We start from the raw sequence: 23,324 nt of genomic DNA on the forward strand, positions 1-23,324 counted from the left end.
GTGTACCGGTTCCGGCTTGCCTGCAAAGCGTGGAGCGGGAGTACCTAAACAGCGAAACCTAGTCCCTGAAAGTCCTCAACCCGGGCACTGGCTCACGGGAAGCCGGAAAGTTTTCAAAAATCGGCTCTCCGCTATCGGGGTCTTTGGGATTGGAGAATAGCGAGGGCGTGGATTCAAAGAGCTCCCCATTACCAAAGGCACGGGGATCACCATCGGCGATCAGCTTGGCATCGAGTTTGACTTCAAGCCGTTTGGCCAGTTCACGGTAGTTGTCCTGCTGCGCCAGGTTATGCAGGCAGGCAACATCACGGCGTAGATCGAACAGCTCCAGCGCGGGACGCTTACGGGTGTAGCGGTCGAAAAAGGGTTGAATGCCCGGTTCCTTCCGATTTTCGAGAATGTGCGCCATGGCGAGTGCACTGTCGCGCCACATGAAGTCCTTGTAGTGTGGTGGCGGGCCCGCAGGCCAACGCTCCGGCTCGTAATTTTTGACCAGGAGAAATTCATCAGTGCGAAGGGCGCGGATCGGGTAGCTCCGGTTCCACTCGCGGGCCGGATTGTGCTTTTCCTTGCCCCAGACCACGAAAGGGTTAACCGGATTTTGGGTGAACCCGTCGAGATTCAGAATATTGGGCAGCGTCGTCGCCATCATGCCGGACGGCACGTCACAACCGGCGGCCTCTAGAAAGAAAGCGGCCACTTCGGGCACGGAGACAAGTGCGTCCGTAGCAGCCCCCGCTTCGATACCAGCGGGCCAGGAAATCACAAAGGGCACATGGTGGCCGTATTCGTAGGACTGCATCTTGGCATGGGGAAAAGGCATGCCGTTGTCGGAAGTGACGACGATGATGGTATTTTTGTATAAGTCGTGCTCCTTGAGGATTGAAATGAAGCGGCCGATGTCACGGTCCAGTTCATCGATCTCGTAGGCGTACTCGTTGAAATCCCTGCGTACCACCGTCGCGTCGGGCAATGATGACGGAATATCGAGTCTGGCAGGATCCAAACCGTGCGCTTCGGCCGCGCCGTTGCGGTAGGGCCGGTGCGGCTCCCAGGAGCTGAAGGTGAAGTGAAAAGGGCGGTCCGGATGCTGACTGAGGAATTCGCGGAAGTTCGCCGCGTAATCGATATTGTTCCAGGAGTGAATGTCGTCCTTGTCCCGGGAAATCCGATGCTGGTTGAATTTCCGCCCGTAGGGGTCCTTCTGCTGGCCGACCTCGTCGTTCTCCCAGAACGGGCCGCAGGATTTACCTGTGTAGCCGACGCGGTAGCCCGACGCTTCAAGCAGGTGAGTATAGAGCGGAAACTTTGCCGGAATGAAGCCACCGTGAATGCCGCCCTCCTCCATCTGATAAAAATGCCGGCCCGCCAGAATCGAGGCCCGACTCGGCGCGCAGGACGGGGCCGAGACGAAAGCATTGTTAAAGAGAACCCCTTCACGGGCCAGGGTATCGAAGTGCGGGGTGCTCAACCAATCCGTGCCGTAAGCTCCTGCGTGAGGCCAGGACTGATCGTCACTCAAGACAACCAGAATATTCGGTCCCTCCGTAATGTCCCCGGAGGATGCGTCGGCTCCATAGAGAATACTACAGATCGTAGCCCCTACGAGTATGAGACCGATCCTTGTACATTTTGACATGGCGGCAAGTTACTTGGGCTGGATGCTTAGCTCTTCCGCATGCCAGCCTTTTTAATCGCCTGGAACTCGGCTTTGGTCACCGGTGTGATAGAAAGACGGTTGCCGCGTTGAATGAGGCGCATTTCCGAGCACTCGGGGATGGTCTTGATTTCATCCAGCGGCACATAGCGCTTGAGGTCGGCCTTGAATTTGACGTCGACCAGCATCCAGCGGGGGTTGTCCGGGTCGCTCTTCGGATCGTAGTAGTTCGACTTCTTATCAAAAGCGGTGAAGTCCGGATAAGGTTTGCTGGCCACCTCCGCGATCCCGGCCACACCGGGCGGCTTGGTGTTGGAATGGTAGAAGAGGATCTGGTCCCCTATTTTCATATCGTCACGCATGAAGTTGCGCGCCTGATAGTTGCGAATACCGTCCCAGGGCTCAGTTTGATTTTTACAGGCCTTGAGGTCTCCAAAAGAGAAGACATCCGGCTCGGATTTCATTAACCAATATTGCATAAATGCGGGATGCGGGATGCGGGATGCGGGATGCGGGATGCGGGATGCGGGATGCGAGGAAAAGGATAATCAATCGCTCAGACCACACAAGTGCCTACAACAATTTCACCTCTCACTCCAGTCACTGGAGCCCCAGTTTTTCGAGAATGCGGTCGAGGTCGTCGTTACCGTAGTATTCGATAGTGATCTTACCTTTCTTCGGGGAGTGCTGCAGTGCGACTCGCGTATTGAAGTGATCGCCCATGCGCTTTTCAAGGTCACGGATCGCGGTGCTCTCGGCTTCGGGCACCTTGCGCGATTTACCGCTCTTGGAACCGCCACCGGTTTCTTTGAGACGCCGCACTTGTAGTTCAGCTTCCCGCACGCTCATGCCGGTCTCGATGATGCGCCGCGCGAGCAGCCTGCGGTGCTCCTCACTCTCCAAGCCAAGAAGCACCTTTGCATGACCAGTGGAAATGAGCCGCCGACTGAGAAAGCCCTGGATCTCGGAACTCAGTGTGAGTAAGCGCAGAGCATTGGCTACGGCGGCACGACTTTTTCCGACCCGCTCGGACGCGGCTTCCTGCGTGAGGTCAAAGTCGCGCACCAAGCTTGCGTAGCCGAGCGCTTCGTCGATGGGATTCAAGTTCTCACGCTGAAGATTCTCAATCAGAGCCAAGGTCGCGGAGGAGGCGTCACTCGCCTCGATAATCCGTGCCGGAATCGTATCGCGCTTCAGTTGCTGGTAGGCACGGAAACGGCGCTCGCCGGCGATCAGTTCATATTTCTTCTGCTTTTGCCGGACGACGATCGGTTGAATCAGGCCCTCCGCTACGATACTCTTGGCCAGTTCCTCGATGTGCTGAGGGTTGATCTCCCGGCGTGGCTGGTAAGGATTGGCGACAATATCCTTGAGGTTGATCTCGGAGTAGCCGGGCACATTGGGCAGGGATTTCGCCTCAGCAGGTGTCACGGCGGACTTCTTGGTCGCCACCTTCTTAGCCGCCGTTTTGGCTGCTTTCTTTGGGGGAGCGGACTGTGATTTTTCTGCGTTGTTGCCAGCGCCGGAAATCAGCCCGCCGAGGCCACGACCGAGTCGGGATTTTGAACTAGACATATTTACTGTGCGATCGGGATGAAAATAGTCTGTCCCACTTGAAGGTCGCGGGCCGGATTGACAATCTTGTTCGCATTCTGGATGTGTTTGATATTCGAACCATGCTCGCGGGCAATCTTACTCAGAGTATCTCCGCTTCGCACGGTATAAGTGATTCCCGTTTTGGGATAGTCGCTGGAAAAGTGAACGGGAGTTGATACCTGTGGCTCGCTGCCCACCGCTTCGGCGACCGTATTGACGGCCTTTTGGGTCTCTTTGGCAAGAACTTCCATTTGCCGGTTCATTTCGGCGAGGATCTGCTCCTTTTGGCTGGCATCGGCCGCCTTGTATTCCCGGCGGACTGCGTCAATTGCAGTGCTCAAACTTGAAATCTGAGCGTTCGTCTGGTTGCTAGAGGTGGCTGCTGCCAACTGAGCGCGCAATTGCTTATTGAGTCGATGCATCTGCTCAATCTCAAGCCGCAGTGTCTTAACTTGCTGCTCCATTTGGCTCACGTCCTGACTGAGGTTGGCTACGGTGACCCGCAGGCTGTCAGACTGGGCGAACAGCGACGGTGACGTCACTAAAGCACCCAAGCTTAGAGACATGGCAAAATACAATCTACGCATCATAATACACGACGATTGTTTCGGCCGATAAAAAGTCAAAACCAGAAAACAACACGCTGCGACTAGCAAGTGGGGATGACTCGTCTTATTCTTATGATAAAAATCGTAAAACTGTTGAATGCCATCGGTGGAGACGAAAGTGCTTTCAAAAGGAACACTGCAGACTCCCGAATGTAAGAGAGAGCTTTACATCTAATTATTAATTGGGATATTGCTTACGTTTAGTCTCACCAATCGTTACATCATAACAAAACTGTTCCCTAAAATGGCTGGTTTTCGCAGCAAAATTTTTACATACCTCGCCGCTCTTCTCATTGCCGGAACTCTGGCCGGTCAAAGTACGCCAACGACCGCGAACCCAGAAGAGCTCGGCGACCAGTCCCTCAACGAGCAAGTCATCAAGCTGGTGGGGGAAAACGAGTTTCTCCAGGCCCGCCCCTTCCTTCTTGAGATGAAGAAGCGGATGGAGGAGCAGGACAACAAGGAGAACATGGAAGCGATCGCTTTCTTTTTAGCCTCAGCCCACCTGCAGGAGTATCAGGAGACGGAGAAAGAGGAATCTTTGCAAAATGCGGTCAAAGCTTTCGAAGAATACATCGAGAAATACCCCAGCGGGCCGAGAAAAATCATCGCCCTGCTTAATCTCGGCGACGCTTATTCGGACCTGAAGCAATATGGCAAAGCAATTACCACCTACACCCAGATCTACAACAATCCCAGAACGAGTGGCTCCGTACGGAACGATATCAGACGCGTCATCGCAAAAACATATCTGAAAACAGACAAGCCGGAAGCGGGTATGCCCTACTTCATGGAAGCTTATGAACAAGCCATTCTGGACGAAGAGGCCAAAGCCGAAGCCGCCACATGGCTGCTGCAGGCCTACCTCTCGAAAGGCGACATCGACGCGATCCTGCCCTACTTCAATGATCTGACCGGTAAAAAGGCAGCTCTCTACAACCCGAAATTCAACGTTACCCTGATCAAAGCCGGGGACCAGCTCTTCGAGAGTGGGAATTACGACTTTGCGATTCTCTTCTACGCGATTGTTAAGAAGAAACAGGATATCGTCGCCTTTTATGAGCAAGCCGTTCAGCAGTTGAAGACTGCGCTTGATTACAAAGCCCCCGGTTCAGAGGAAGCCATATCCATTGAAAAACGCCTCCGGGAAGCCGAAGCCAACCTTAAGGCGGTTAAAGGTATTCGAGATTACGATGCAGACGTCAGGTGGCGCTCCGCTCGTGTGTTGCTCGAATCGGAGCGCACATGGGAAGCCCTCTGGTCCTTCTACAACCTCATGCTCGACTATCCCGAGCACGAGCAGGCGGAAGAATTCCTCTTCTTGGCATTCAGCCAGGCACGCGAGGTCAAAGACGACTTCATGCTGGAAAAGCTGGCGAAAGACTACCTCGGTCGTGACGAGTATAAAAAATACCAAGGACAAATCACCCTCGACCTCGCCAGCTACTATCAGGAACAGGGCCAGGAACAAGAGTTCTACGATCTCGCAACCAGGTATCTGGACGAAGGTCCCGAACAAGACGAAGTTGGCGCGCAACTGGCCAACCTTCTCGCTATTTTCCTATTGGAGAAAGAGCGCTACGCCGAGCTCTCCGAACGAATGGAGCGTTACAGCAAAGCCTACTCAAACCTGGATGCAACTCAGGAGTCGGCCAGATACTGGCGCTCCCTGGGGCTGACAATTGCAGCTGATTACAATCGTGCCTTGGAAAGCTTCAATGAGTTCATCGATGAATATGGTGGCAGCAGCATGTTCTCAGAGGATGCTTACTATCGCCGTGCAATCTGCGTTTATGGCGCCCAAAACGCTCAAGAGGCTTACAGCCTGTTCGCAGATTTCGTCGAGCGCTATCCGAACAGCAAGCGCCGAGGTGAAGCCGAACTGTACCTCGGCGATATCATGCGTGAGAAGAACGACATGGATAGTGCACTCGAGCACTACAAGAAAGTGGAAGACTTCACAGACAATCTTACTTTCATCACAAAGGCGACCTTCGCGATATCCGAGGTCTATGAAATGAAGCAAAACGACGAGGAAGCCGTCAAGGCGCTGGTTTCCTATATCGACCGCTACGGTGATGACGCCGAACTGGGGGAAGCTTATCTGCGCCTCGGAAGATTCGAAGAGCGGCAGGGACGTATTGCCGAACGCTTCAAATACAACTCGCTCGGCCTGCAAGCCACGGCTAACGATCCCACGCGATATGCCGCCGATCAGATTTTACTGGAGTATGTCAAAGACTACCCGATTTACGTCACGAACTATGAGGCCGCCATCGATCTGATCGAATCCCTTCTGGATGATGCCGCTTATCGCGACAGCATCATCAAGGACCGTGCCGCTCAGTACAAATTCTTCCAATCTGATGAGGGGCAGAAAGTGGACCCCAACCTGACGCAGAAAATCGTACGCGACCGGGACTTCCGCAAGAAGCTGACAGCGAATCCGGAAAATATCCTCAGCGGGCTTCGTTCCGACTACAACGAAAAGCTGGATCAGCTCGCACCCTACAAACCGGAGCTGATTTTCTCCAAGCTACTCGCCGAGGCCACTGGTTCGACGACAGTTCTTGAACTTCGAATCGCCATGGGGCGGGAAAAACTCACCGACTCAGACATGCTCTTCCCTTTTACGGAAGAACAAGTCAAGAGTGCCTCTCCGGCTGTCATGTTGTGGCGTGCAAAGAAGCTAATGACGATGAATCCGGCTCAGGCAAATGCTCTACTTGAGGTTTCGCTCGAAAAGCACCCTTACGCTCCCAATCGCTATGAGACCATGCTGACGATGGCCGAAATCGCCAAGGGCCAGGCAGAAGGCAATCCGTCCAAAGAAAACTGGGAAAATGCATTGTCTCACTACGAGCGTGTCATTGAGCGCTTTGGAATGCGTGCCGAAAACGGCACCCCTTTCCTCGCGAAGGGCGAGATCCTGATCAAGCTTGAGCGCGAAGAGGAGGCCCTGAAGGTGCTCTCCGACATTCTCAGAAATCCGGAGTGGCGCGGCAGGCCCCAAGCTGAAGCCCACCTGCATCTAGGCGTGGCCTACTACAACATGCAAAGCTACGCTCAAGCGCATGGCTTCTTTGAAAGGCTTATGCTCGGGTTCGCCGGTTTCCGCGACGAAGTCGCATTAGCTTATTACTGGGACCTCAAAACCCTGGAATCTATGAATGAGAGCGAGAGCGTTAATCAGTTGCTCTCGGAAGTTCGCACTCGTGACGATCTGAAAGACACTAAAGGATACCGTTTAATCGAAGAAAACTATGCGCTTTAATTTAAAGAAAACCCCGGCGGCCGTCTTAGCGGCCAGCATGGCGCTGGTGTGCTCTCTGAATGCACAGTCAGAGGCACAGAATTTCCGAATTAAGGAACCGATCCCTGTGACCAACCAGGACGGACAGAAAATCATGCTGGTCGGCATGCAGGGAAATTCCGTCACTTTCCAGTTTGCCGGTATGGAGGGTGCAGAAGCCTCGATTCCCATTAAGGAGGATTCACAGATAAGGCTCACCTACTCTTATCCTGACAACTTCAGTGATATTCAGTTGAATGTCCTCAACGGCAATTACGATCAGGCACTGCGATCAATCAGAAATCCTCCGATCGACTTGCTGCGTTTCCTTGTCGTCCCCGAGTCCAACTGTAATTTTCACCTCTACTCCGAAATTTACTATCGGGCACTGGTCTACGCCGGTGCGCCCCAAGTTGCCGTTGAGGCGACATCGGCTATCCCCTGGAATAGCCCCAGCCTACCGCCGGTGTTTGTCGACCATGCCAGCACCTTGCTGGAGCGCATGGTAAACGAGAAGCGCATCAACTTCGCAGAAGATCTTCTCAACACCTTGCAGAAGGGACTTTCAGTCGCACAATTTTCCAACCTTGCCCTGCCGGTTGCTGATAAGCTCAGACTGCTGGGCGAAAATGAAATCGTGGAAAGCATCTACAACGTGCTCAGCCAGTCCTCAGACGAAACCATGCGCAAACTCGGCCGCATGTGGACTGCCTATAACCTCGCCAATACCGGCAGCACCGACGAGGCCAAGCGCCTACTGAATGAGATCGGCGAGGTGACCGAAGAAAGTCCTTTGTTCTCGATCTATTGCCTCGCCCAAGGCCGTCTGGCCCTGTCAGAAGAAAATTCTGTTCAGGCACTTCGCTACTTGTCCCGCGCCATGGTTCGGACCACTATTGCCGACTCCTACAAACCAGAGATTTACTTTCTCATGATTCAATCCTATATGATGGACAAAAATAAGGTCCCTGCGAGCCGCCTGGCCAAAGAGATGGCTGTTTTCTATCCCAACAACATGTGGCGCAAATCAATCATCAACCGTTTCCCAGAAATCGAACAACAAAACTAATTTACACTAACTTTTAATCCACACCCATATGAAGCTGAAAAAAAATCACATCCATACCATTCTCATCAGCGCAGGATTATTGATGGCACTCGTTCTGCCATTGTCTGCTCAAACAACAGGTAGTGACGCGGATTCCACTGAGGAAATGGCGGAACTCACCGAGGACGCGCCTCCCGCTGAAAAATCTCTGCTCGACATGATCAAAGCTGGTGGTTGGGCTATGTGGCCACTCGGGCTGCTTTCCGTCGCGACAGTCGGCCTTGCCGTTTATAACGGGATCGCCCTGCGGAGTAGTAATTTTATCGACGATGAAGTGATCGACTCCGTCGAGAACAGCATCAATTCCGGCGATTTCGATGCCGCACGTGAACAGTGCGTCAATAACCCCGGCCCGGTGACCAACACAATTAGTCACGTCATCGACGAAACTCTCCGGGGCGAGCAAGTGAATGCCGATTCCGTGGAAAAAGCCTTTGAAGCAGCGTCCACCAAAGAACTGACCGGCCCATACGTCATTGTAAACTACCTGTCCATCATTGCGGCGATTGCACCTATGCTCGGTCTACTCGGTACGGTTAGCGGCATGGTTAAAGCCTTCAACGCGATCGCGGCACAGGGCATGGGTAAGCCTGACATTCTTGCCGATAATATTTCGGAGGCGCTCATCACCACCGCGACCGGTATGTCCATCGGCATTCCCGCCATGTTCTTCTTTTTCTTCTTCAAGAACAAATATGGTAAGATTGTTTCTGAGATTACTTTGATTCTCGGCCGCTTCTACGGCGACATTGTTCGCTCCAGAAAGAGCTAATCGCATAAGCACAAGCTCAACCTACCTACGCGATGAAGATTTGGAGACCAGACACCGAAGATGAGACGATCGATCTCACCCCGATGATCGACGTCGTCTTCCTGCTGATCGTCTTCTTTATGACGGTTGCCAATATGGTAACTGCGGAGAAGAAGGAGGTCGATATGCCGGTGGCGATCCACTCCGTCATCCCGGAGGAATTCGGTGGCCGTAACACGGTAACGGTAATGCGTGATGGCAGTCTCTATGCCGGCGTCTACCCCACTGATCTCGATGGCCTGGAAGAAATCCTGAAAAGAGAACGGGAAAATGATCCGGAATTGAAGGTCTACATCCGTGCCGACAGTTACACGGAGCACCAATTCGTATACGACGTAATGGAGACTTGTGCGGGCGTTGGCATTTATAATGTCATCTTCGCAGCCTACCAGTCTGATAAGTAAAACCTTGTTAACATAATGCAGACTCAAGACATTTTAGGGAGTGGCGAAAAAGCCGACCTGACGCCGATGATCGACGTGGTGTTCCTACTTCTGATTTTCTTCATGGTCACCACAAGCTTGATCAAGGAAGAGGCGGACCTGGGTATTCAGTTGCCGACGAACGTACCCGGTGAGCCTTCCGATGAGTTGCCCAGTAAGCATATTATTGACGTCTTACCTGACGGCAGTGTTCACCTTAATGGCGGGCAAATCGCCAGTGGCACTTCTGAAAATATCGTCCTGAATGGCTTAATCACCACGCTGAAACGCTTGAAGGCGTCCTCGGACAACATGGGGGTTAAGACGATCGTGGTGATACAAGCCGACCCAGTTTCGCCGCACTATAAAGCAATACAGGTTTTGGATGCCTGCGCTGCTGCGGACATTCAGTTCGTTTCCTTTGCAAACTAGTTGGGTTTGCTTTGCCCCGCCACGTGCTGGCAAATTAAGGGTCTTCTGTTATGAGTCCTGATCGATCTTGAAGAACCTAGTCTATGCCGATGGCCAGCTCCTATTGGGTGCATGATTTAAGCCCTTTCCTGATTCGCTTTCCGGACAACCCGCTGGGAATCGATGGGATTCGATATTACGGGCTGGCTTACCTGGCGGGCTTTATCGGTGCCTGGTTCATGCTCCGCGTTTACGATCAACGTGGAAAATTTGCGATCAACGCCGATGCGCGGGCGACTCTGATAACTGCCGTCATTGTCGGGGTACTGGCGGGCGGCCGCCTCGGCTACATGCTTATGTATGATCTGGATGCCTTTATCCGCAATCCCCTACTCCTCTTCCGTGTCGACCAGGGAGGTATGGCCAGCCACGGTGGTTTTGTTGGCGTCACCCTCGCACTCTATTGGTTCGCCCGCAGGCAGAAATACCCGCTTTTAAAGCTGGGCGATGCCATTGCATCACTTGCCCCTCTGGGCCTTATGTTCGGGCGTATTGCGAATTTTATAAATGGTGAGCTGTGGGGCAAAATCAGCACGGTGCCGTGGGCCGTCATTTTTCCCGGAAGCCCGACGAGTTACCACCCCGATCTTGGCGGATACTATCCCGACCCGCGCCACCCCTCACAATTGTATCAAGCCGCTCTGGAGGGCACTTTCCTTCTGATTTATCTGCAATGGCGCTTCTGGAAGACCCGTACTCCGGCAGGTCAAATCGGCGGGGAATTTCTGCTGGGTTACGGTTTGGTCCGTATACTCGGGGAGATCTTCCGCGAGCCGGACGCCAGCCTGATCCTCGGAATCAGCCGCGGCCAGTTCTACTCAATTTTCCTGATTCTAGCCGGAGCGTTCGTGATCATCCTGGCCCGAAGGAATCAACGAAAACAGAATACCGGCACATGACATCGCCTGAGTAGCTCGGTCGTCGTACTGCCGATAAGTAGTTCACGTATCCGGCTGTGGCCGTAGGCACCCAAAACCAGCAGATCGATCCGGTTGTCCTCCACATATTCCGTAATGGCCGCTTCCACGACTCCGTTTAGGCTCTGGTAAGTCGCGTCAATACCGACAGCCTTAAATCGGCTTTCGACTTCGGTCAGCCGCTGTGAAGCAAGGTCTTCATCGTGCCCCTCGACCGAGCTGAGAACGTGAAAGTGCATCTTATGGAAGCTCTGTTGAGCGACAAAGTATTCGATGGCTTTTTGGCAACTCTCACTGCCGTCGTATGCAATCGCGATCTGTTTGATCTCGGAAAATTCCCGGTTGTTGACGAAGCAAGGTTTATCCACTGCCCGCACCACGCGCTCCAACATCGACCCAAGGTGCTCGGAGGCGAAGTTGGCATTTTCGCCACGCTTCCCCAGAACGATCAAGTCATAGCTATCGGCCATGTCCTTGACGACATCCACCAAGAGACCGGTTTCGTGTTTGAATTCGGCTTGATCGGCAAGACCCTCCTCCTGAAAAATAGAAGTGGCTTGTTCATCGACAAACTTCGCCTTCACTTTTTCCACTTCCTGCAGCTGAGCGACCATGCCCTCGAAGGGCTGTATCCCCATACTACCACTTAAGTCCGCTACGGCCGGCACTTCAAATAAACGAAGGTCGGTAACGTAGAGCGCAGTGATAGAAGCATTCTCCATCTTGGCCAACCAAGCGGCATATTGACAGGCGACTTGTGAATACTGGGAACCGTCGGTGCAAACGAGTATCTTGTTCATGGGATTTGGGGCTGATTGGGTAAGTGGATTTCCTCTCTTGGGATGTCACAAGTCTCTTCAAAAAGACACTTCCTTGCAACGTTAAAGCGACGAGCAAGAAACCCATTCGAACTGTTAACGGCCTAGGCCTTGAGTACAAAACCGTCAGGTACAGTTGTGTTCTTACAGACGATTAAAACCCCATCCCGGATGGCTACGTCGACATCGGGCCCGTAATTATCCGCCAGTCCAGTTGGATCGAGCACCACGTTGTTGCCGATACGCACGTTCTTATCGAGAATGGCATTTTTGATCGTACAATTTTCACCCACCCCGACATCAGGACGTCCCTTCTCAAGGTTTTCGTCCATTTCAAAGAGGCGTTCAATCCGGTCGGAGCCCATCATAACGACATTCTCCATCTTCGTTCCCTGCTTGACCCGGGAACGGACCCCAAGCGAACAGCGGCGGAACTCGGCCGAATCCAGCATGCAACCATTGGCCATCATGGAGCTTTCAAAGCTGCACTTATTCAATTTGGAAGCAGGCAGAAAACGGGCGTGCGTGTAGATGATTTCATCCTCATTAAAAAAATCAAACTCCGGCACCGGATTGGTCAGGCTGAGATTGCACTCAAAGAAGGCCTTCACCGTACCGATATCCTCCCAATAGTCATCGAATACGTAACTGCACATTTTGGACTTACCAAGCAGACCGGGGATAATTTCCTTACCAAAGTCAGTCGTATCCGAATCGAGTGCCTGATTCAGTGTTTTTGCGTTGAAAACGTAGATCCCCATGGAAGCCAGGCAGTAGTCCCGATCGCCCGGATCTTTCATTTTTTTCTTCACTGAATCACCGACGGCCAATCCTTTGATAATTTCCGGATCCGTGGGCTTCTCCACGAACTCGTTAATTTCGAGATTATCATCAACCCGCATCAGGCCGAGACCTTCGGCCTGATCGAGCCCCAAGGGTTTGGCGGTGATGGTCACATCCGCACCGGAGGCATCGTGTTCACGCACGACATCGTGTAGGTCCATGCGGTAGAGCTGGTCACCCGACAGGATGATATAAAGGTCGTCCTCACCGCCACCGTGGAAGTGATGCATATTCTGACGGACCGCGTCGGCCGTGCCCTGATACCAGTTGTCATCGCGATCTGTCTGCTCCGCAGACAGAATGTCGACAAATCCGCCTCCAAATGGGTCGAACTTGTAGGATTCCTGAATATGACGGTGCAGCGAAGCCGTGTGAAATTGGGTTAAGACAAAGATCTGATTGTAACCTGAATTCAGACAGTTGCTGATCGGTATATCCACGAGACGGTATTTCCCGGCCAATGGGACAGCCGGCTTGCAGCGCTCTTTCGTCAGTGGGCTCAGGCGCGATCCACGGCCGCCGCCCATGATAATGCAGATTACTTTGCGTTTTTTCATGTCTTTTAAGGGTAAATTGAGAGTAGCAATAGGCTTGTAACTTAGGCGCTACATGCACTCATTTGAAGCTTTATGTGCGGAATTGTCGGATATGTCGGCCGCGAACGTGCGGGAAGTGTCATGCTGGATGGTTTAAAGCGTCTGGAATACAGAGGCTATGATTCTGCGGGGATGGTAGTTGCCATGCCTGACGGCTTTGAGCAAGTCAAGCGAACAGGCCGGGTGAAGGCTTTGGAAGAAGCGCTGAGCGAAGCTCAACTCGGAGGGAATCTCGGCATCAGTCACACCCGCTGGGCGACCCACGGCAACGTCACCGAGGCCAATGCCCACCCACATACCAGCAGCGACGGGAAGATCTCACTCGTCCACAACGGGGTCATCGAAAACTACCTCGGGATGAAGAAATTCCTCATTGATAAGGGCTATCGCTTTGCATCGGACACCGACTCCGAGGCCCTTTGCAACCTGATCGCCTACCACTATGCCAAGGAGCCCGAGGTGGATGGGAAAAGCCGCTTTCTCGAATCCGTACGAAAAACGCTCAGCCACGTCGAGGGCACATACGGAATTGCCGTGGTTTGCACAGAGTGCCCCGGGGAATTAATCGGGGCACGCAAGGGCTCGCCCCTCATCGTTGGTATCGGAAAAGACGAAAATCTACTGGCATCCGACGTCAATGCGATCACTCACTGCACGCAAAATGTCGTCTATCTGAACGACAACGAAGTTGTGCACCTCAAGAGCGATGATTTTTCCATCTGCACCGTCAGCAGTAAAAGCGTCGAAGCCGTCATTCATCAGGTGGACTGGGATACGAGCGCGGCCGAGCTGGGTGACTACCACCACTTCATGGAGAAGGAAATCTTTGAACAGCCCGTCTCTCTGGAGAACGGTATGCGTGGCCGCTTCGCCGACGACGGCAGCACGGCATTCTTTGGCGGCCTGAACCTGACGCCGCAGGAACTCCGCCATGTGGATCGCCTCCTCTTTATTGCCTGTGGCACCGCCTGGCACGCTTGCCTCGTAGCCGAGTATCTTATCGAACGCTACGCCCGCATCCCGGTCGAGGTGGAGTACGCCTCCGAGTTTCGCTACCGCAATGCCCCGCTGGACAAAAACACCCTGGTCATCGCCATTAGCCAGTCCGGCGAAACAATCGACACGCTGGCCGCGCTGCGCGAAGCAAAGCGAAAAGGTTACCGCACATTATCCATCAACAACAGTGTCGGTTCCACCATTGCCCGCGAGTCGGACGGCGGGATCTACCAGCACGCCGGCCCGGAAATCGGTGTGGCTTCGACCAAAGCCTTCACCTCGCAGATTATGCTTTGCGCCATGCTCGCGCTCTACCTCGGTCGCCTGCGCGACCTGAGCTATGGTGATGGAGTCGAGATCGTCAAAGCACTCAAAGCCATGCCGGAACAAATCCGCGAAGTTCTCCGGCAAAACGATAAAATCGCCGCGATCGCCAAGCAATATGCCAACTATGAGGACTGCCTCTTCCTCGGCCGCCAACTTATGTTCCCGATCGCTCTTGAAGGCGCGCTCAAGCTCAAGGAAATCTCTTACATCCACGCCGAGGGCTACCCTGCCGCCGAAATGAAGCACGGCCCCATCGCTCTGATCAGTGAGCAATGTCCCAGCGTATTCCTCGCCACCTCCGGAGAGATCTTTCACAAGAGTTTGGCCAACATTCAGGAGGTCAAAGCACGCAAAGGAAAGATCATCTGCATCGCCACCGAAGACTGCGACATTCCCGAAGACCTGATCGACGATCTCGTCGTGGTTCCCGAGTGCCACGAGATCGTAAAGCCGATACTCATGAGCATTCCCGTGCAACTGCTCAGCTATCACATCGCACTGGAACGGGGCTGTGACGTCGACAAACCACGTAACCTGGCGAAATCAGTCACGGTGGAGTAATTAAACCACGGTCAGCAAAATCGCCAAACCGAACTTCTCTTGTCTTCTGGCATTAGACTTTCAGCCCGCTGGTATCGAACTCCATAGACTTGCGGCTTTTTACGATATCATCCCAAGTCACGCTGGCCCCTTGCGCATAGGCCGCCTCACGGCCGAGAAGGGCCAGATAGTGAGAGTCCACGCTGGGCTGCACTGTGGCCTGACTGTAATCGCCCTCGGTAATGTTCCTATAGAATGTATCCCAGTTCTTTAGAATCCCGAGGTTGTAAATGCCTCGTATCTTCTCGCCCATGTAACGATCACCGTTGAATGGTGCCTCACCCTTGATATAAACTTCCCCTTTGTAGGTGGCAAAGAGCCCGCCTTTTTCGCCGAAGAGGGCCAGATCAAGCCCACCGGAAATCTGATAATGTTTAAAGCGTTTTGCACGTAACACGCACTTGAAGCCGTCACCGTAATCGTAAACCACACTGGTTACATCACGGACGTCGCCCGGCATTTCATTAATTATGTTGCGCTCGCAGAAGCCAGTCGCCGAAACCGGCGGGCGACCAATAATCAGGCTGGCCATGTCGATGGCGTGAATGGAAAACTCGATAATGTTCTCCCCGCAGAGATCTTTCCACTGTAGCCAGTTCTTCAATTTCGTTTCCTTGCCTCCATGGGGAACGCGTAGCCCGAAGGCCGTGCTGGTGGCTTCGATCTCGCCATAGCCCAGATGGCCGAGGTCTCCCGCGGCCACTCGGCGTGCAGCCTCGTGATAGTGCCCCAGCGCACGGGTTTGAAAATCAACCAGAAAGCATCGCTTCTTCGATGCCGCCTTACGGGCGGCCGCCTCGATACGCGCCACGCCCGGAGCATCCACCGCGATCGGCTTGGCGAGCCAAACATGCAAGCCAGCCTCGACGACGGCTTCGACCTGTTCGGGGTGAAAATAAGGCGGCGAAAGGACCGCGACGATATCCACCCCACCCGCGTCGATCAGCCGCTGAAAACAATTCAGACCGGTATAGCGGCGATTGGCGGCCACCCCGTATTTTTCACCGACCTCGTCGACAGCATCCTGAAAATAATCCGCCAGCGCCACGATCTCGTAGCGGCCGTCTTTCAGCGCCATTTCACCGACATTGTGGGATCGCCCGCCGCAGCCGATGATGCCGACCCTCAACTTAGGCTCCCTGGCTGATTTTTGTCCCAGAACTTGATGGGGCTGAGTGACGGCAAACGCGCCGGCCACAAGGCCGGTCTGTTTTAGAAATTGCCTACGGTTGTCCATTGCAAGTCGGACCGGCGACTAGAGCTCCTTGATGAATATATTGCGAAACTGCACCAGGCTGGCGGAGTTGTTATACTCCCCGTCCTTGTTCTTCCCACCATGGTGTTGAAAACCGATGGGACCCTCTTGCGGGATGCCCGGCAACTTGGCGTTTTCGATCACCGTCTGCCCGTTTAGGTTTACCGTCAGGCGATCGCCTTTCATGGTGATGATGTATTTGTTCCATTCGCCAATCGGATTATCCGCCTTTCGACTCGGGGTGACGGCGGCCCGCACCTCGGCCGGCATGCTCTTGTCCATCCGGTAGCCGTAGACCTCTCCGGAGCCGACCGGCCAGTTCCAAATATTGCACTGCGATTTCATCTCACCCCGTATAAGAACCCCTGAGTCCGCGTTTGGCGTGGGCATGGTGATGACCTTCCCGTCTTCGTCCTTCTTGTAAGTTCCATCGGAAAGAATGATCGGCACGGGGTAAAGACCGTTGAGCTCCTTGATCCGCCAGTCTACATGAAGTTCAAAATCACCAAAGCTCTTCTCCGTCCAAAGGTGCCGCTCATTGCCCGGCGCCTCACTCAAGGCATCGTAATCAATCACGCCATCGAGCACCTTCCAGTGGCCGACACTCTTGGGGTGAACCTTCCATCCCTCCAGGGTTTCGCCATCGAAAAGGGAAGTATAGCCCTCCGGCGCCTTATTGTTCGTGCCCGTTTTTGTGGCGGTCGCCGGGGGATCGAGCAGCATCAACTCGATGGACTTGAACTCGGTCGGATGGGTCTCGGCCTGAATGGCGATGAAGCCGCTGCCGATCGGCGCGCCGCGGTCCAAGCGGAAGTCGGTCGAGCGAAGCACCTCTTCCCCGTTGACGTAGTGAATCATTTCCTCCTGGCCACGCACCTCGACCTCGACAGTGCACCATTCTGTGCCCTCGAAGACCGGTGACGAGGTCTGCGCTTGAACGACCTTTTCGCCATTCACGCGAGCGGTCGTGCCCGGGTTGAAAAGTGCGCCCATGGTCTTGTTATCCGTCGGTTGACCGTCCACGAATTTGTTGCCCTTGAACTGTACCTCGATCGACGCCGGGAATTTTTGGTCCAGGCCCATCGTGATCGGATCCTGCGAGTGGAGCATGAGCCCGTTGTTGCGGTAAGCCCAGCCCGGGCCGCCGGGAAGCTGCTCGCCGGTAAAGCGAAAGACCGCCCGGATCCGGTAGTGGCTGTAGGGCGTCTCGTAGAACAGATGTCCGAAGTCGCCTTTAAATTCTTCCGTGTCCTCGTAGGAGACTTTCAAAAGCCCGTCCTCGACCCGAAAAATATTGTTGAGGTTGTAACCCAGGGTATGGCCCGCAAACTTGGGCGTCCAGCCTGTCAGGTCTTTTCCATTGAACAAAGGAATCCATTTTCCTTGCTTCGCCTCGAAGCTCGATTTGAAGCACCCTACCAAGATGAATGCCAGAGAAATTAAAATCAGGGGTCGAAGTATTTTGATCATAATAAAGGTAATGTCCCGCCGAAGACGGAATTCAAGGTTTTACGGGACATCGGGCGGGAACTTATGCAAGCCTGTCGGGACAAAAACCCTTCGTTCCCTGGGATTGACTTCAGGGCACATCCTGTAGGCTCAGTCCCATGCCTGCGCCTCACGCGCTTTTTCTATTTTTAACTTTTACTTATGATGATTCCCGCATTCCGACTCTACGCGCTCCTGGCATTTGCCTGCAGCGCCATCGCGATCACCCCGGCAAACGCGGCCGACGCAGCTGCTTTGGAGGGTGCGCTCGACGTACTCACCGCTCATGTCAACAAGAGCAAGACACTGACCACGGAAGAAATCGCGTCCGAACTCGAAACCCTGAATACGAATGCGGCGGCCATCGGTGAAGATGCCGCTTCCATCGAGAATGTGATCGAGTTTATCAATGCCTACGACGCCAGACATAAGCCTTTGTTTATCGGCAAAAAACAACTGCACCAAAAGAAGAAGGACAGCAGCGACACGATTCACTGGGCGGCTTTCTGGGCGATGCAGCACCTCTTTGACCAGGTCTATCACAGCAAGGGACTCAAGAAATACGGCGATTTGATTGGCTCGCTCAAATTCCGCACTGCGGATTATTTCCCCGGAAAAGTGGAAGCGCCCATCAATCCGGAAGCCTACACAGTAACAATCAACGGCAGCTACCCCGATGTCTGGGGCTCACCGCAATTTCAGGACGAACGTCCCGCCGTGAAACCGACCGGTGCCTATCTCGTTCCCGGAACAACCGCGACGATCATCGTCCCGGAATCGCTTGTCGGCCGGGGCTATCAGGTACGGGTCGGCGCCCATTCCTGGGACCTGGAGAAGAAACCGCGCGTCGAACGGCTCTTCCGGGTTTCCGCGCTCTACGACATCGACAGCACGGAAGTCCGCGTGGCCAATCCTCTGGGCGGCGGCATCTACATTGAAGTGCCCCCCGGAGCCGATGCCGGCATTGTCGAAGTCGCGGTCAAGAACGCGGCCCGCTCGCCCTATTTTTCATGGAAGCACTTTCACAGAACCTCGCTGAAGGAATGGCGTGAGAGCGAACGTCATCACAAGGCGCCATGGACGGACTTCCAGTCCGATAAATTCATGGTACAGGTCCCCACCAGCTGGATCTACAAAATGGACGACCCGGCGACCTACATGAATGAGTGGGATCTTTCCATGGACAGGATGAACGACCTGATGGGCCGCCCCCACCTTTTCGGACGAGAGACCGTCTACACGCAAGTGGACACCCAACTGCGAGGACGCGCCTTCCACCCGGGATACCCCGGAGTCAACGCCGGCTACGATCCCAGAAAAGACTATGGCGGCTACCACAACCACCACCTTGTGCGCGGCCCGCGCAATGCGCACAGCTACGAATTCCATGAAAAGGGCCACGGTTTTCTCTTCCCGAAATACGCGGGCGACCGGGAAGCCGCCGTCAACCTCCCCCATGTGGCGGTGATGAGCCAGGCCTTTGGCATGGATCTGGATGCCGCCTTCCGCAGCTCCCGTGGCGAGAAAAACGATTTCCGCACCCTGGACACCACCGCCATCGCCTGGATGATGAGCCAGAACTTTGTCGAGGACGGCTTCATGAAGCCCTACGAACGACAGTATCAACTCAAGGGGCACGCCAAGTATGTCGATGTTGCCCGCCTGTTTGGATGGCACATGCTTGGCCGCTTCTGGGAGTCCACACACGCGGATTACGAAGCGGGCAATTCCTGGCCCAAGGATGTGAGAGACGATGACTCGGACCGCTACACCGTACGCCTCTCGAAGGTGACCGGCGCCGACCTGCGCCCTCTCCTCCATTTCTGGGGCATCCCGCCTCACGACTTTGAAAAGCAGGCAAAGGCCATTCACGATTTGGGTATCCAACCCTCGCAGGCGGTTTACGACACCCTTGCACATTACAAAAGCTTGATCCCGGAGGATCGCGGCGCTTTTCGCAAATACGCAAAATCCTGGTGGGAAAAGCAGCCCAATGAAGATGGTTACACTACCGAGCGCAATCACGCGGCGTATTGGGAATCCTACGACAAGGCAGTCGCTGAAAAGGTACGGGGCACGCTCCAGAAGATTATGGATACTTACTTCCCGGACGGTCGACCGGAGTCATGACGGCTTGGTCTTAGGAAACAAACTGATCAAAAACAATAGACTGGGTAATGATCGACCAAACACCGGCTACGGACTCATGATGTAAGTCTCGCTGGCGTCGAGTTCGCCTCCATTGACCCAGCAACCGATTGCAGTGGTGGCGTTTATCTCATCATCACCTGCGGTACCGCTACCGGAGACGCCTCGACTGAAGGCCACAATCGTCGCGGATAGTGCGTCACTGTTCTGGCTGAACGCAGATGAATTAACAATATTACGTAGGGCAAAAATTCCGTCCGTGCTGGCTCCGACAGAGTCTCCTGTACTGTACCCGACACTCTCAACCTACAGTCAGGGCATGAATACCGTCGTCGCCTGTGCTGCTGCCATAGGAAGCGGTCACAATATCGCCCGAAATCCCGTCGTGCGTGTCCGCCGTCGAAGTCGATATCCCGGAAGACTGACCGATATTCGTCGCCAAAATCCCATGCCCGCTGGTCGATGTGCCGTTTGAGGCGACGACATGGTCGGCATCGATGCCGTTGGCTGCATTATCACCGCCGTTGGAAATGCCCATAGAATTCACAACCATTGCACCATTGATCCCGTCGCCGTCGGCACTGGTGCCCTGCGAATTGGTGATCATCTTGGTCGCTTGAATGCCGACGCCGACCGCGGTAATTCCGACAGACTCGAAGACATTCGCGGCATCGATGCCGTTGGCACCAAAGCTCACCCCATTGGAAGTCCGCACGGTTCCTCCCTGCAGCGCGACGCCTGTAGCACTTGCGTTGCAACCCACAATCAAGGCAGCTTGGATTCCGGTATCCGTCGCTGAGGCAACCGTACTTTCATAAACGGCGGAAGGTGTATTCAGCGGTAGGATAATTCCACCGACTGCCGTGTTGCGGACGATAACATTCCGAACTTCGACATTCCCAACCGTGCCTCCAAAAAACACCCCGTTATTCAAATCCGTGTCGTCGATGATACCATTCAAGATGCGCACATTGCTAATATTATTGAGGTAAACACCACTACCAAAAACCGCACCGCTTCCCCTTGAGATCGTATGTCCGCGCAGGTCGATCGTCACATTGTCCGAACTGACTACGATGCCGTGCGTACCACTCGTAGCGTGATTACCCGTTAAATAATAACTTCCCGCCTCGCTTATTGTAATAACATTCAAGCCTCCGATGCTCACTCCGGCAGCTCCGTCCACTAGAGGGGTCCTCGGCTCGATTTCATCGAGGCTCTTCATCGTCTGACCTGGTACCCCGGGTGGAACAATCGGGCCACCAGATTGAGCGATTAGAGAAGTTACGGCCATCATAGTAGCCGTCGCGATCATGAGCGTATGGGTTGTTTTCATCGATATCAGGGTTGTAGTGGTTTGACGGCTTCGACCCGGAAGAAGAGCATATCGCTGATCGGGCCAGTGTAGGTCTTACTGGTTATGCCTCCGGTATCCGGCGCAAAAAGCCCCAGCGAGGCCAAGGTCCATCGCGTCTCGAGATCGTCGTTATGATAGATTCGATAAAGGCGGGTTACCGAGGAAGTAAATACCAGGGAATATTTGCCCGAGCCCAGGCCAAAGGCGTAATCCACAATCTGGAAGCGTTGATCTGGATCAGTGGGGTCGGTGGCCGAAAGATATTCACGCGGGTCAATCTCACCGTCGCCGTCGTAGTCGCTTTTATCCGTCGCCGTAGTCAGGTTGCCAAAATATTTCATTTCCCAGCTGTCAGCCATGCCATCCGAATCCGTGTCCGGACAATCCATACGGCTCGTCGTCAAGAGACCTCCACCGAGATTAATCCAACCTAAATTACCCGACCAGGCATAACCCGTAAAATCGCCACTCTGCAGATCAAAGCGCGGCCGATTTGTATCCACCGAACCTTCCGTTCCAAAATGGATCCAGCCGACATTGGCGGACCAAGCGTAGCCGTATAAGTTACCGGCCCCGTCATGGTTGACCCCCACATCGGCTGAAGCGTTGTTGGCATATGAATAGCCGTTCGCAGGCGAGCCATTACCAAAATAAATCCAGCCAAAATTAGATGCCCAGGCGTAGCCCGAAAGATAGGACTCGGTGATGGCAATCCCCTGGTTCACATCACCCTCAAAATTGATCCAGCCCGCATTCGAACTCCATGCGTACTTATTGGTGGAATCTATCGTCGTCGCCCCTTGAACTAATGATAAAGCTAAGCTTATCCAACCGACCAAAAAAACCTTGTAGAACCGGCAAAAAGACACACCCATAAATATAACTAATGAATGCTATTAGCATAACTGTCAACGCATTAGCCCAACAGTGCTTCCGAATAGCCGGGAACCTCATGCCACCATCGCCCAGCTTCCAGATGAACTAGCACCTTCAAAAAAAGACCCGTATTTTCATGCGGGTCATTGTTATAAATCAGACTGGACTTCCGACTAGTCTTGGGCGCCGGGCCAGTTGGCCCACCAGTTGCGAAAGAGCTTCCACTGGTCTTCCAGGTAGGCATCCTGGCTCGGTGAGAGCTTGTCGAAGGAATTGAGTTGGTGCTCGTAGGCGGCGTGCCCCTCCAGAACCATGAGCTTCTTGTAGTAGAGCACCAAGTCCGGGCCCTCGTCGAAGGTCGAAAGCACGCGCAAGGCCTCCTCAAGTTCTTGAGCGTAAATGCGCGCCTGGGCGTCGCCCGAAGCGGCACGTTGGCAAAGTTCACCATAACGAAGCACCTCTTTCGGCAGCGCGTTCCCCACACCGGTGATCGCGCACTTCGCACCACAGTTCACATAACCGTGGTAAACTTGTGTGTCGACACCGACAGCAAGCGTCAGGCTGGAGTCACCGGAAGTGATAAATTCGGCCGCATAGGAAAGCGCATCCGCCCCGCCGAATTCCTTGAAGCCAACCAGGTTGGAATGCTTCTTGCGAAGCGCAAAAAAGAGGTCCGCCTTGGTTTGGTAACCGTAATATGGGCTGTTGTAGATGACGGCCTCAAGCCCTTCACCGGCCGTCAAGACAGCAGAGAAGTGCTCCATTTGGGCCGGTACGGAAATGCCACGCGAGAGCAGACGCGGGATGACCATCAGGCCAATGGCGCCGCATTCTTTAGCATGTTTGGCATGCGCGACCGCAGCGGCGGTGCTGGCCGCACCCGTCCCGACCACAACCGGCACTCCGGCATCTACGAGCTTCTTGACCCCGGTCTGGCGCTGCTCATCGGTCAGGAGCGGCCAATCGCCCATGGAGCCACAGTAGATCACGCCTGACATACCCTGCTCGATCAAGGACTTGCCGGTCTCAACGAGCGCGTCGTAATCGACCTTGCCGTCCTTGTCGCAAGGCGTCATGAGTGCGGGCATCGTCCCGCGAAAAACTGGTGATTCGTTTTTAGACATCGTATTTATTATTC

General features: G+C 54.0%; 20 protein-coding genes. 8 read left to right on the forward strand and 12 right to left on the reverse strand.

All coding sequences use genetic code 11. The features are described from left to right. Nucleotides 1–58: 58 nt before the first annotated feature. The 4 genes from DDZ13_RS05995 to DDZ13_RS06010 all read right to left on the reverse strand — a co-directional run bounded on the left by DDZ13_RS05995 (nt 59) and on the right by DDZ13_RS06010 (nt 3,843). Nucleotides 59–1,639, reverse strand: coding sequence for a sulfatase family protein (locus tag DDZ13_RS05995; RefSeq protein WP_110130526.1), 1,581 nt, complete (start codon nt 1,637–1,639; stop codon nt 59–61). Between the two features lie 26 nt (nt 1,640–1,665). Beyond that, on the reverse strand, nt 1,666–2,136 hold the full coding sequence (locus DDZ13_RS06000; RefSeq protein WP_110130527.1) for an EVE domain-containing protein: 471 nt from the start codon (nt 2,134–2,136) through the stop codon (nt 1,666–1,668). Nucleotides 2,137–2,257: 121 nt separating this feature from the next. Next, nucleotides 2,258–3,232, reverse strand: coding sequence for a ParB/RepB/Spo0J family partition protein (locus DDZ13_RS06005; protein WP_110130528.1), 975 nt, complete (start codon nt 3,230–3,232; stop codon nt 2,258–2,260). Nucleotides 3,233–3,234: 2 nt separating this feature from the next. Then, nucleotides 3,235–3,843, reverse strand: a complete 609-nt coding sequence (locus tag DDZ13_RS06010; protein ID WP_110130529.1) for a LysM peptidoglycan-binding domain-containing protein — start codon at nt 3,841–3,843, stop codon at nt 3,235–3,237. 262 nt (nt 3,844–4,105) lie between these two features. On the opposite strand from DDZ13_RS06010, the gene DDZ13_RS06015 reads away from it, so the two are divergent. From DDZ13_RS06015 to lgt, 6 genes are all read left to right on the forward strand, one after another. Beyond that, nucleotides 4,106–7,135 (forward strand): tetratricopeptide repeat protein, encoded by a 3,030-nt coding sequence (locus DDZ13_RS06015; RefSeq protein WP_110130530.1) that lies wholly within the window; start codon nt 4,106–4,108, stop codon nt 7,133–7,135. Next, nucleotides 7,125–8,222: a hypothetical protein gene (locus tag DDZ13_RS06020; RefSeq protein WP_110130531.1), complete on the forward strand. Its 1,098-nt coding sequence runs from the start codon at nt 7,125–7,127 to the stop codon at nt 8,220–8,222. The genes DDZ13_RS06015 and DDZ13_RS06020 overlap by 11 nt, the downstream gene beginning before the upstream one ends. A gap of 28 nt (nt 8,223–8,250) precedes the next feature. Continuing rightward, nucleotides 8,251–9,033 carry a MotA/TolQ/ExbB proton channel family protein gene (locus DDZ13_RS06025; RefSeq protein WP_233246095.1) on the forward strand — a complete coding sequence of 261 codons (783 nt, stop codon included), beginning with the start codon at nt 8,251–8,253 and terminating at the stop codon, nt 9,031–9,033. Between the two features lie 32 nt (nt 9,034–9,065). Continuing rightward, nucleotides 9,066–9,476: an ExbD/TolR family protein gene (locus DDZ13_RS06030; protein WP_110130532.1), complete on the forward strand. Its 411-nt coding sequence runs from the start codon at nt 9,066–9,068 to the stop codon at nt 9,474–9,476. Nucleotides 9,477–9,491: 15 nt separating this feature from the next. After that, the gene (locus DDZ13_RS06035; protein ID WP_110130533.1) at nt 9,492–9,926 is read left to right on the forward strand and encodes an ExbD/TolR family protein; all 435 of its coding nucleotides are present in this window, start codon (nt 9,492–9,494) and stop codon (nt 9,924–9,926) included. Between the two features lie 89 nt (nt 9,927–10,015). Next, the gene (gene lgt, locus DDZ13_RS06040) at nt 10,016–10,864 is read left to right on the forward strand and encodes a prolipoprotein diacylglyceryl transferase (protein WP_233246096.1); all 849 of its coding nucleotides are present in this window, start codon (nt 10,016–10,018) and stop codon (nt 10,862–10,864) included. On the opposite strand, the gene DDZ13_RS06045 is transcribed toward lgt, so the two are convergent. Both DDZ13_RS06045 and DDZ13_RS06050 read right to left on the reverse strand, forming a co-directional pair. Further along, the gene (locus tag DDZ13_RS06045; RefSeq protein ID WP_110130535.1) at nt 10,837–11,682 is read right to left on the reverse strand and encodes a universal stress protein; all 846 of its coding nucleotides are present in this window, start codon (nt 11,680–11,682) and stop codon (nt 10,837–10,839) included. The two genes, lgt and DDZ13_RS06045, sit on opposite strands and share 28 nt — an antisense overlap. Nucleotides 11,683–11,804: 122 nt before the next feature. Continuing rightward, the gene (locus DDZ13_RS06050) at nt 11,805–13,100 is read right to left on the reverse strand and encodes a glucose-1-phosphate adenylyltransferase (RefSeq protein WP_110130536.1); all 1,296 of its coding nucleotides are present in this window, start codon (nt 13,098–13,100) and stop codon (nt 11,805–11,807) included. A gap of 72 nt (nt 13,101–13,172) precedes the next feature. On the opposite strand from DDZ13_RS06050, the gene glmS reads away from it, so the two are divergent. Then, complete coding sequence (gene glmS, locus DDZ13_RS06055) at nt 13,173–15,023, forward strand: glutamine--fructose-6-phosphate transaminase (isomerizing) (RefSeq protein ID WP_110130537.1); 1,851 nt, start codon at nt 13,173–13,175, stop codon at nt 15,021–15,023. A 52-nt stretch (nt 15,024–15,075) separates the two neighbouring features. On the opposite strand, the gene DDZ13_RS06060 is transcribed toward glmS, so the two are convergent. Together DDZ13_RS06060 and DDZ13_RS15605 are read right to left on the reverse strand one after the other, a co-directional pair. Continuing rightward, the gene (locus DDZ13_RS06060) at nt 15,076–16,299 is read right to left on the reverse strand and encodes a Gfo/Idh/MocA family protein (RefSeq protein ID WP_110130538.1); all 1,224 of its coding nucleotides are present in this window, start codon (nt 16,297–16,299) and stop codon (nt 15,076–15,078) included. A gap of 18 nt (nt 16,300–16,317) precedes the next feature. Further along, nucleotides 16,318–17,787, reverse strand: a complete 1,470-nt coding sequence (locus tag DDZ13_RS15605; protein WP_199221062.1) for a 3-keto-disaccharide hydrolase — start codon at nt 17,785–17,787, stop codon at nt 16,318–16,320. Nucleotides 17,788–17,967: 180 nt separating this feature from the next. On the opposite strand from DDZ13_RS15605, the gene DDZ13_RS06070 reads away from it, so the two are divergent. Further along, nucleotides 17,968–19,935 carry a M60 family metallopeptidase gene (locus DDZ13_RS06070; RefSeq protein ID WP_110130539.1) on the forward strand — a complete coding sequence of 656 codons (1,968 nt, stop codon included), beginning with the start codon at nt 17,968–17,970 and terminating at the stop codon, nt 19,933–19,935. A gap of 66 nt (nt 19,936–20,001) precedes the next feature. Here the strand turns inward: DDZ13_RS06070 and DDZ13_RS15815 are convergent, their stop codons facing one another. The 4 genes from DDZ13_RS15815 to DDZ13_RS06085 all read right to left on the reverse strand — a co-directional run bounded on the left by DDZ13_RS15815 (nt 20,002) and on the right by DDZ13_RS06085 (nt 23,310). Next, nucleotides 20,002–20,133 carry a hypothetical protein gene (locus DDZ13_RS15815; RefSeq protein ID WP_269845164.1) on the reverse strand — a complete coding sequence of 44 codons (132 nt, stop codon included), beginning with the start codon at nt 20,131–20,133 and terminating at the stop codon, nt 20,002–20,004. Nucleotides 20,134–20,254: 121 nt separating this feature from the next. Continuing rightward, a complete protein-coding gene (locus DDZ13_RS06075) occupies nt 20,255–21,289 on the reverse strand; it encodes a hypothetical protein (RefSeq protein WP_146209263.1) in 1,035 nt (344 codons plus the stop codon). A gap of 5 nt (nt 21,290–21,294) precedes the next feature. Next, nucleotides 21,295–22,035, reverse strand: a complete 741-nt coding sequence (locus DDZ13_RS06080; protein ID WP_146209264.1) for a hypothetical protein — start codon at nt 22,033–22,035, stop codon at nt 21,295–21,297. Nucleotides 22,036–22,359: 324 nt separating this feature from the next. Continuing rightward, entirely contained in the window at nt 22,360–23,310 is a 951-nt protein-coding gene (locus tag DDZ13_RS06085; RefSeq protein ID WP_110130542.1) for a dihydrodipicolinate synthase family protein, read from the reverse strand. Nucleotides 23,311–23,324: the final 14 nt, after the last annotated feature.

The sequence above is a fragment of the Coraliomargarita sinensis genome, from assembly GCF_003185655.1.
Classification (GTDB): Bacteria; Verrucomicrobiota; Verrucomicrobiia; order Opitutales; family Coraliomargaritaceae; genus Coraliomargarita_B; species Coraliomargarita_B sinensis.

Bases quoted from the DNA above. Each gene is read 5' to 3' on its own strand.
- DDZ13_RS05995 (WP_110130526.1), bottom strand. From the start codon at position 1,639: ATGTCAAAATGTACAAGGATCGGTCTCATACTCGTAGGGGCTACGATC.
- DDZ13_RS06000 (WP_110130527.1), bottom strand. From the start codon at position 2,136: ATGCAATATTGGTTAATGAAATCCGAGCCGGATGTCTTCTCTTTTGGA.
- DDZ13_RS06005 (WP_110130528.1), bottom strand. From the start codon at position 3,232: ATGTCTAGTTCAAAATCCCGACTCGGTCGTGGCCTCGGCGGGCTGATT.
- DDZ13_RS06010 (WP_110130529.1), bottom strand. From the start codon at position 3,843: ATGATGCGTAGATTGTATTTTGCCATGTCTCTAAGCTTGGGTGCTTTA.
- DDZ13_RS06015 (WP_110130530.1), top strand. From the start codon at position 4,106: ATGGCTGGTTTTCGCAGCAAAATTTTTACATACCTCGCCGCTCTTCTC.
- DDZ13_RS06020 (WP_110130531.1), top strand. From the start codon at position 7,125: ATGCGCTTTAATTTAAAGAAAACCCCGGCGGCCGTCTTAGCGGCCAGC.
- DDZ13_RS06025 (WP_233246095.1), top strand. From the start codon at position 8,251: ATGAAGCTGAAAAAAAATCACATCCATACCATTCTCATCAGCGCAGGA.
- DDZ13_RS06030 (WP_110130532.1), top strand. From the start codon at position 9,066: ATGAAGATTTGGAGACCAGACACCGAAGATGAGACGATCGATCTCACC.
- DDZ13_RS06035 (WP_110130533.1), top strand. From the start codon at position 9,492: ATGCAGACTCAAGACATTTTAGGGAGTGGCGAAAAAGCCGACCTGACG.
- lgt (WP_233246096.1), top strand. From the start codon at position 10,016: ATGGCCAGCTCCTATTGGGTGCATGATTTAAGCCCTTTCCTGATTCGC.
- DDZ13_RS06045 (WP_110130535.1), bottom strand. From the start codon at position 11,682: ATGAACAAGATACTCGTTTGCACCGACGGTTCCCAGTATTCACAAGTC.
- DDZ13_RS06050 (WP_110130536.1), bottom strand. From the start codon at position 13,100: ATGAAAAAACGCAAAGTAATCTGCATTATCATGGGCGGCGGCCGTGGA.
- glmS (WP_110130537.1), top strand. From the start codon at position 13,173: ATGTGCGGAATTGTCGGATATGTCGGCCGCGAACGTGCGGGAAGTGTC.
- DDZ13_RS06060 (WP_110130538.1), bottom strand. From the start codon at position 16,299: ATGGACAACCGTAGGCAATTTCTAAAACAGACCGGCCTTGTGGCCGGC.
- DDZ13_RS15605 (WP_199221062.1), bottom strand. From the start codon at position 17,787: ATGATCAAAATACTTCGACCCCTGATTTTAATTTCTCTGGCATTCATC.
- DDZ13_RS06070 (WP_110130539.1), top strand. From the start codon at position 17,968: ATGATGATTCCCGCATTCCGACTCTACGCGCTCCTGGCATTTGCCTGC.
- DDZ13_RS06075 (WP_146209263.1), bottom strand. From the start codon at position 21,289: ATGAAAACAACCCATACGCTCATGATCGCGACGGCTACTATGATGGCC.
- DDZ13_RS06085 (WP_110130542.1), bottom strand. From the start codon at position 23,310: ATGTCTAAAAACGAATCACCAGTTTTTCGCGGGACGATGCCCGCACTC.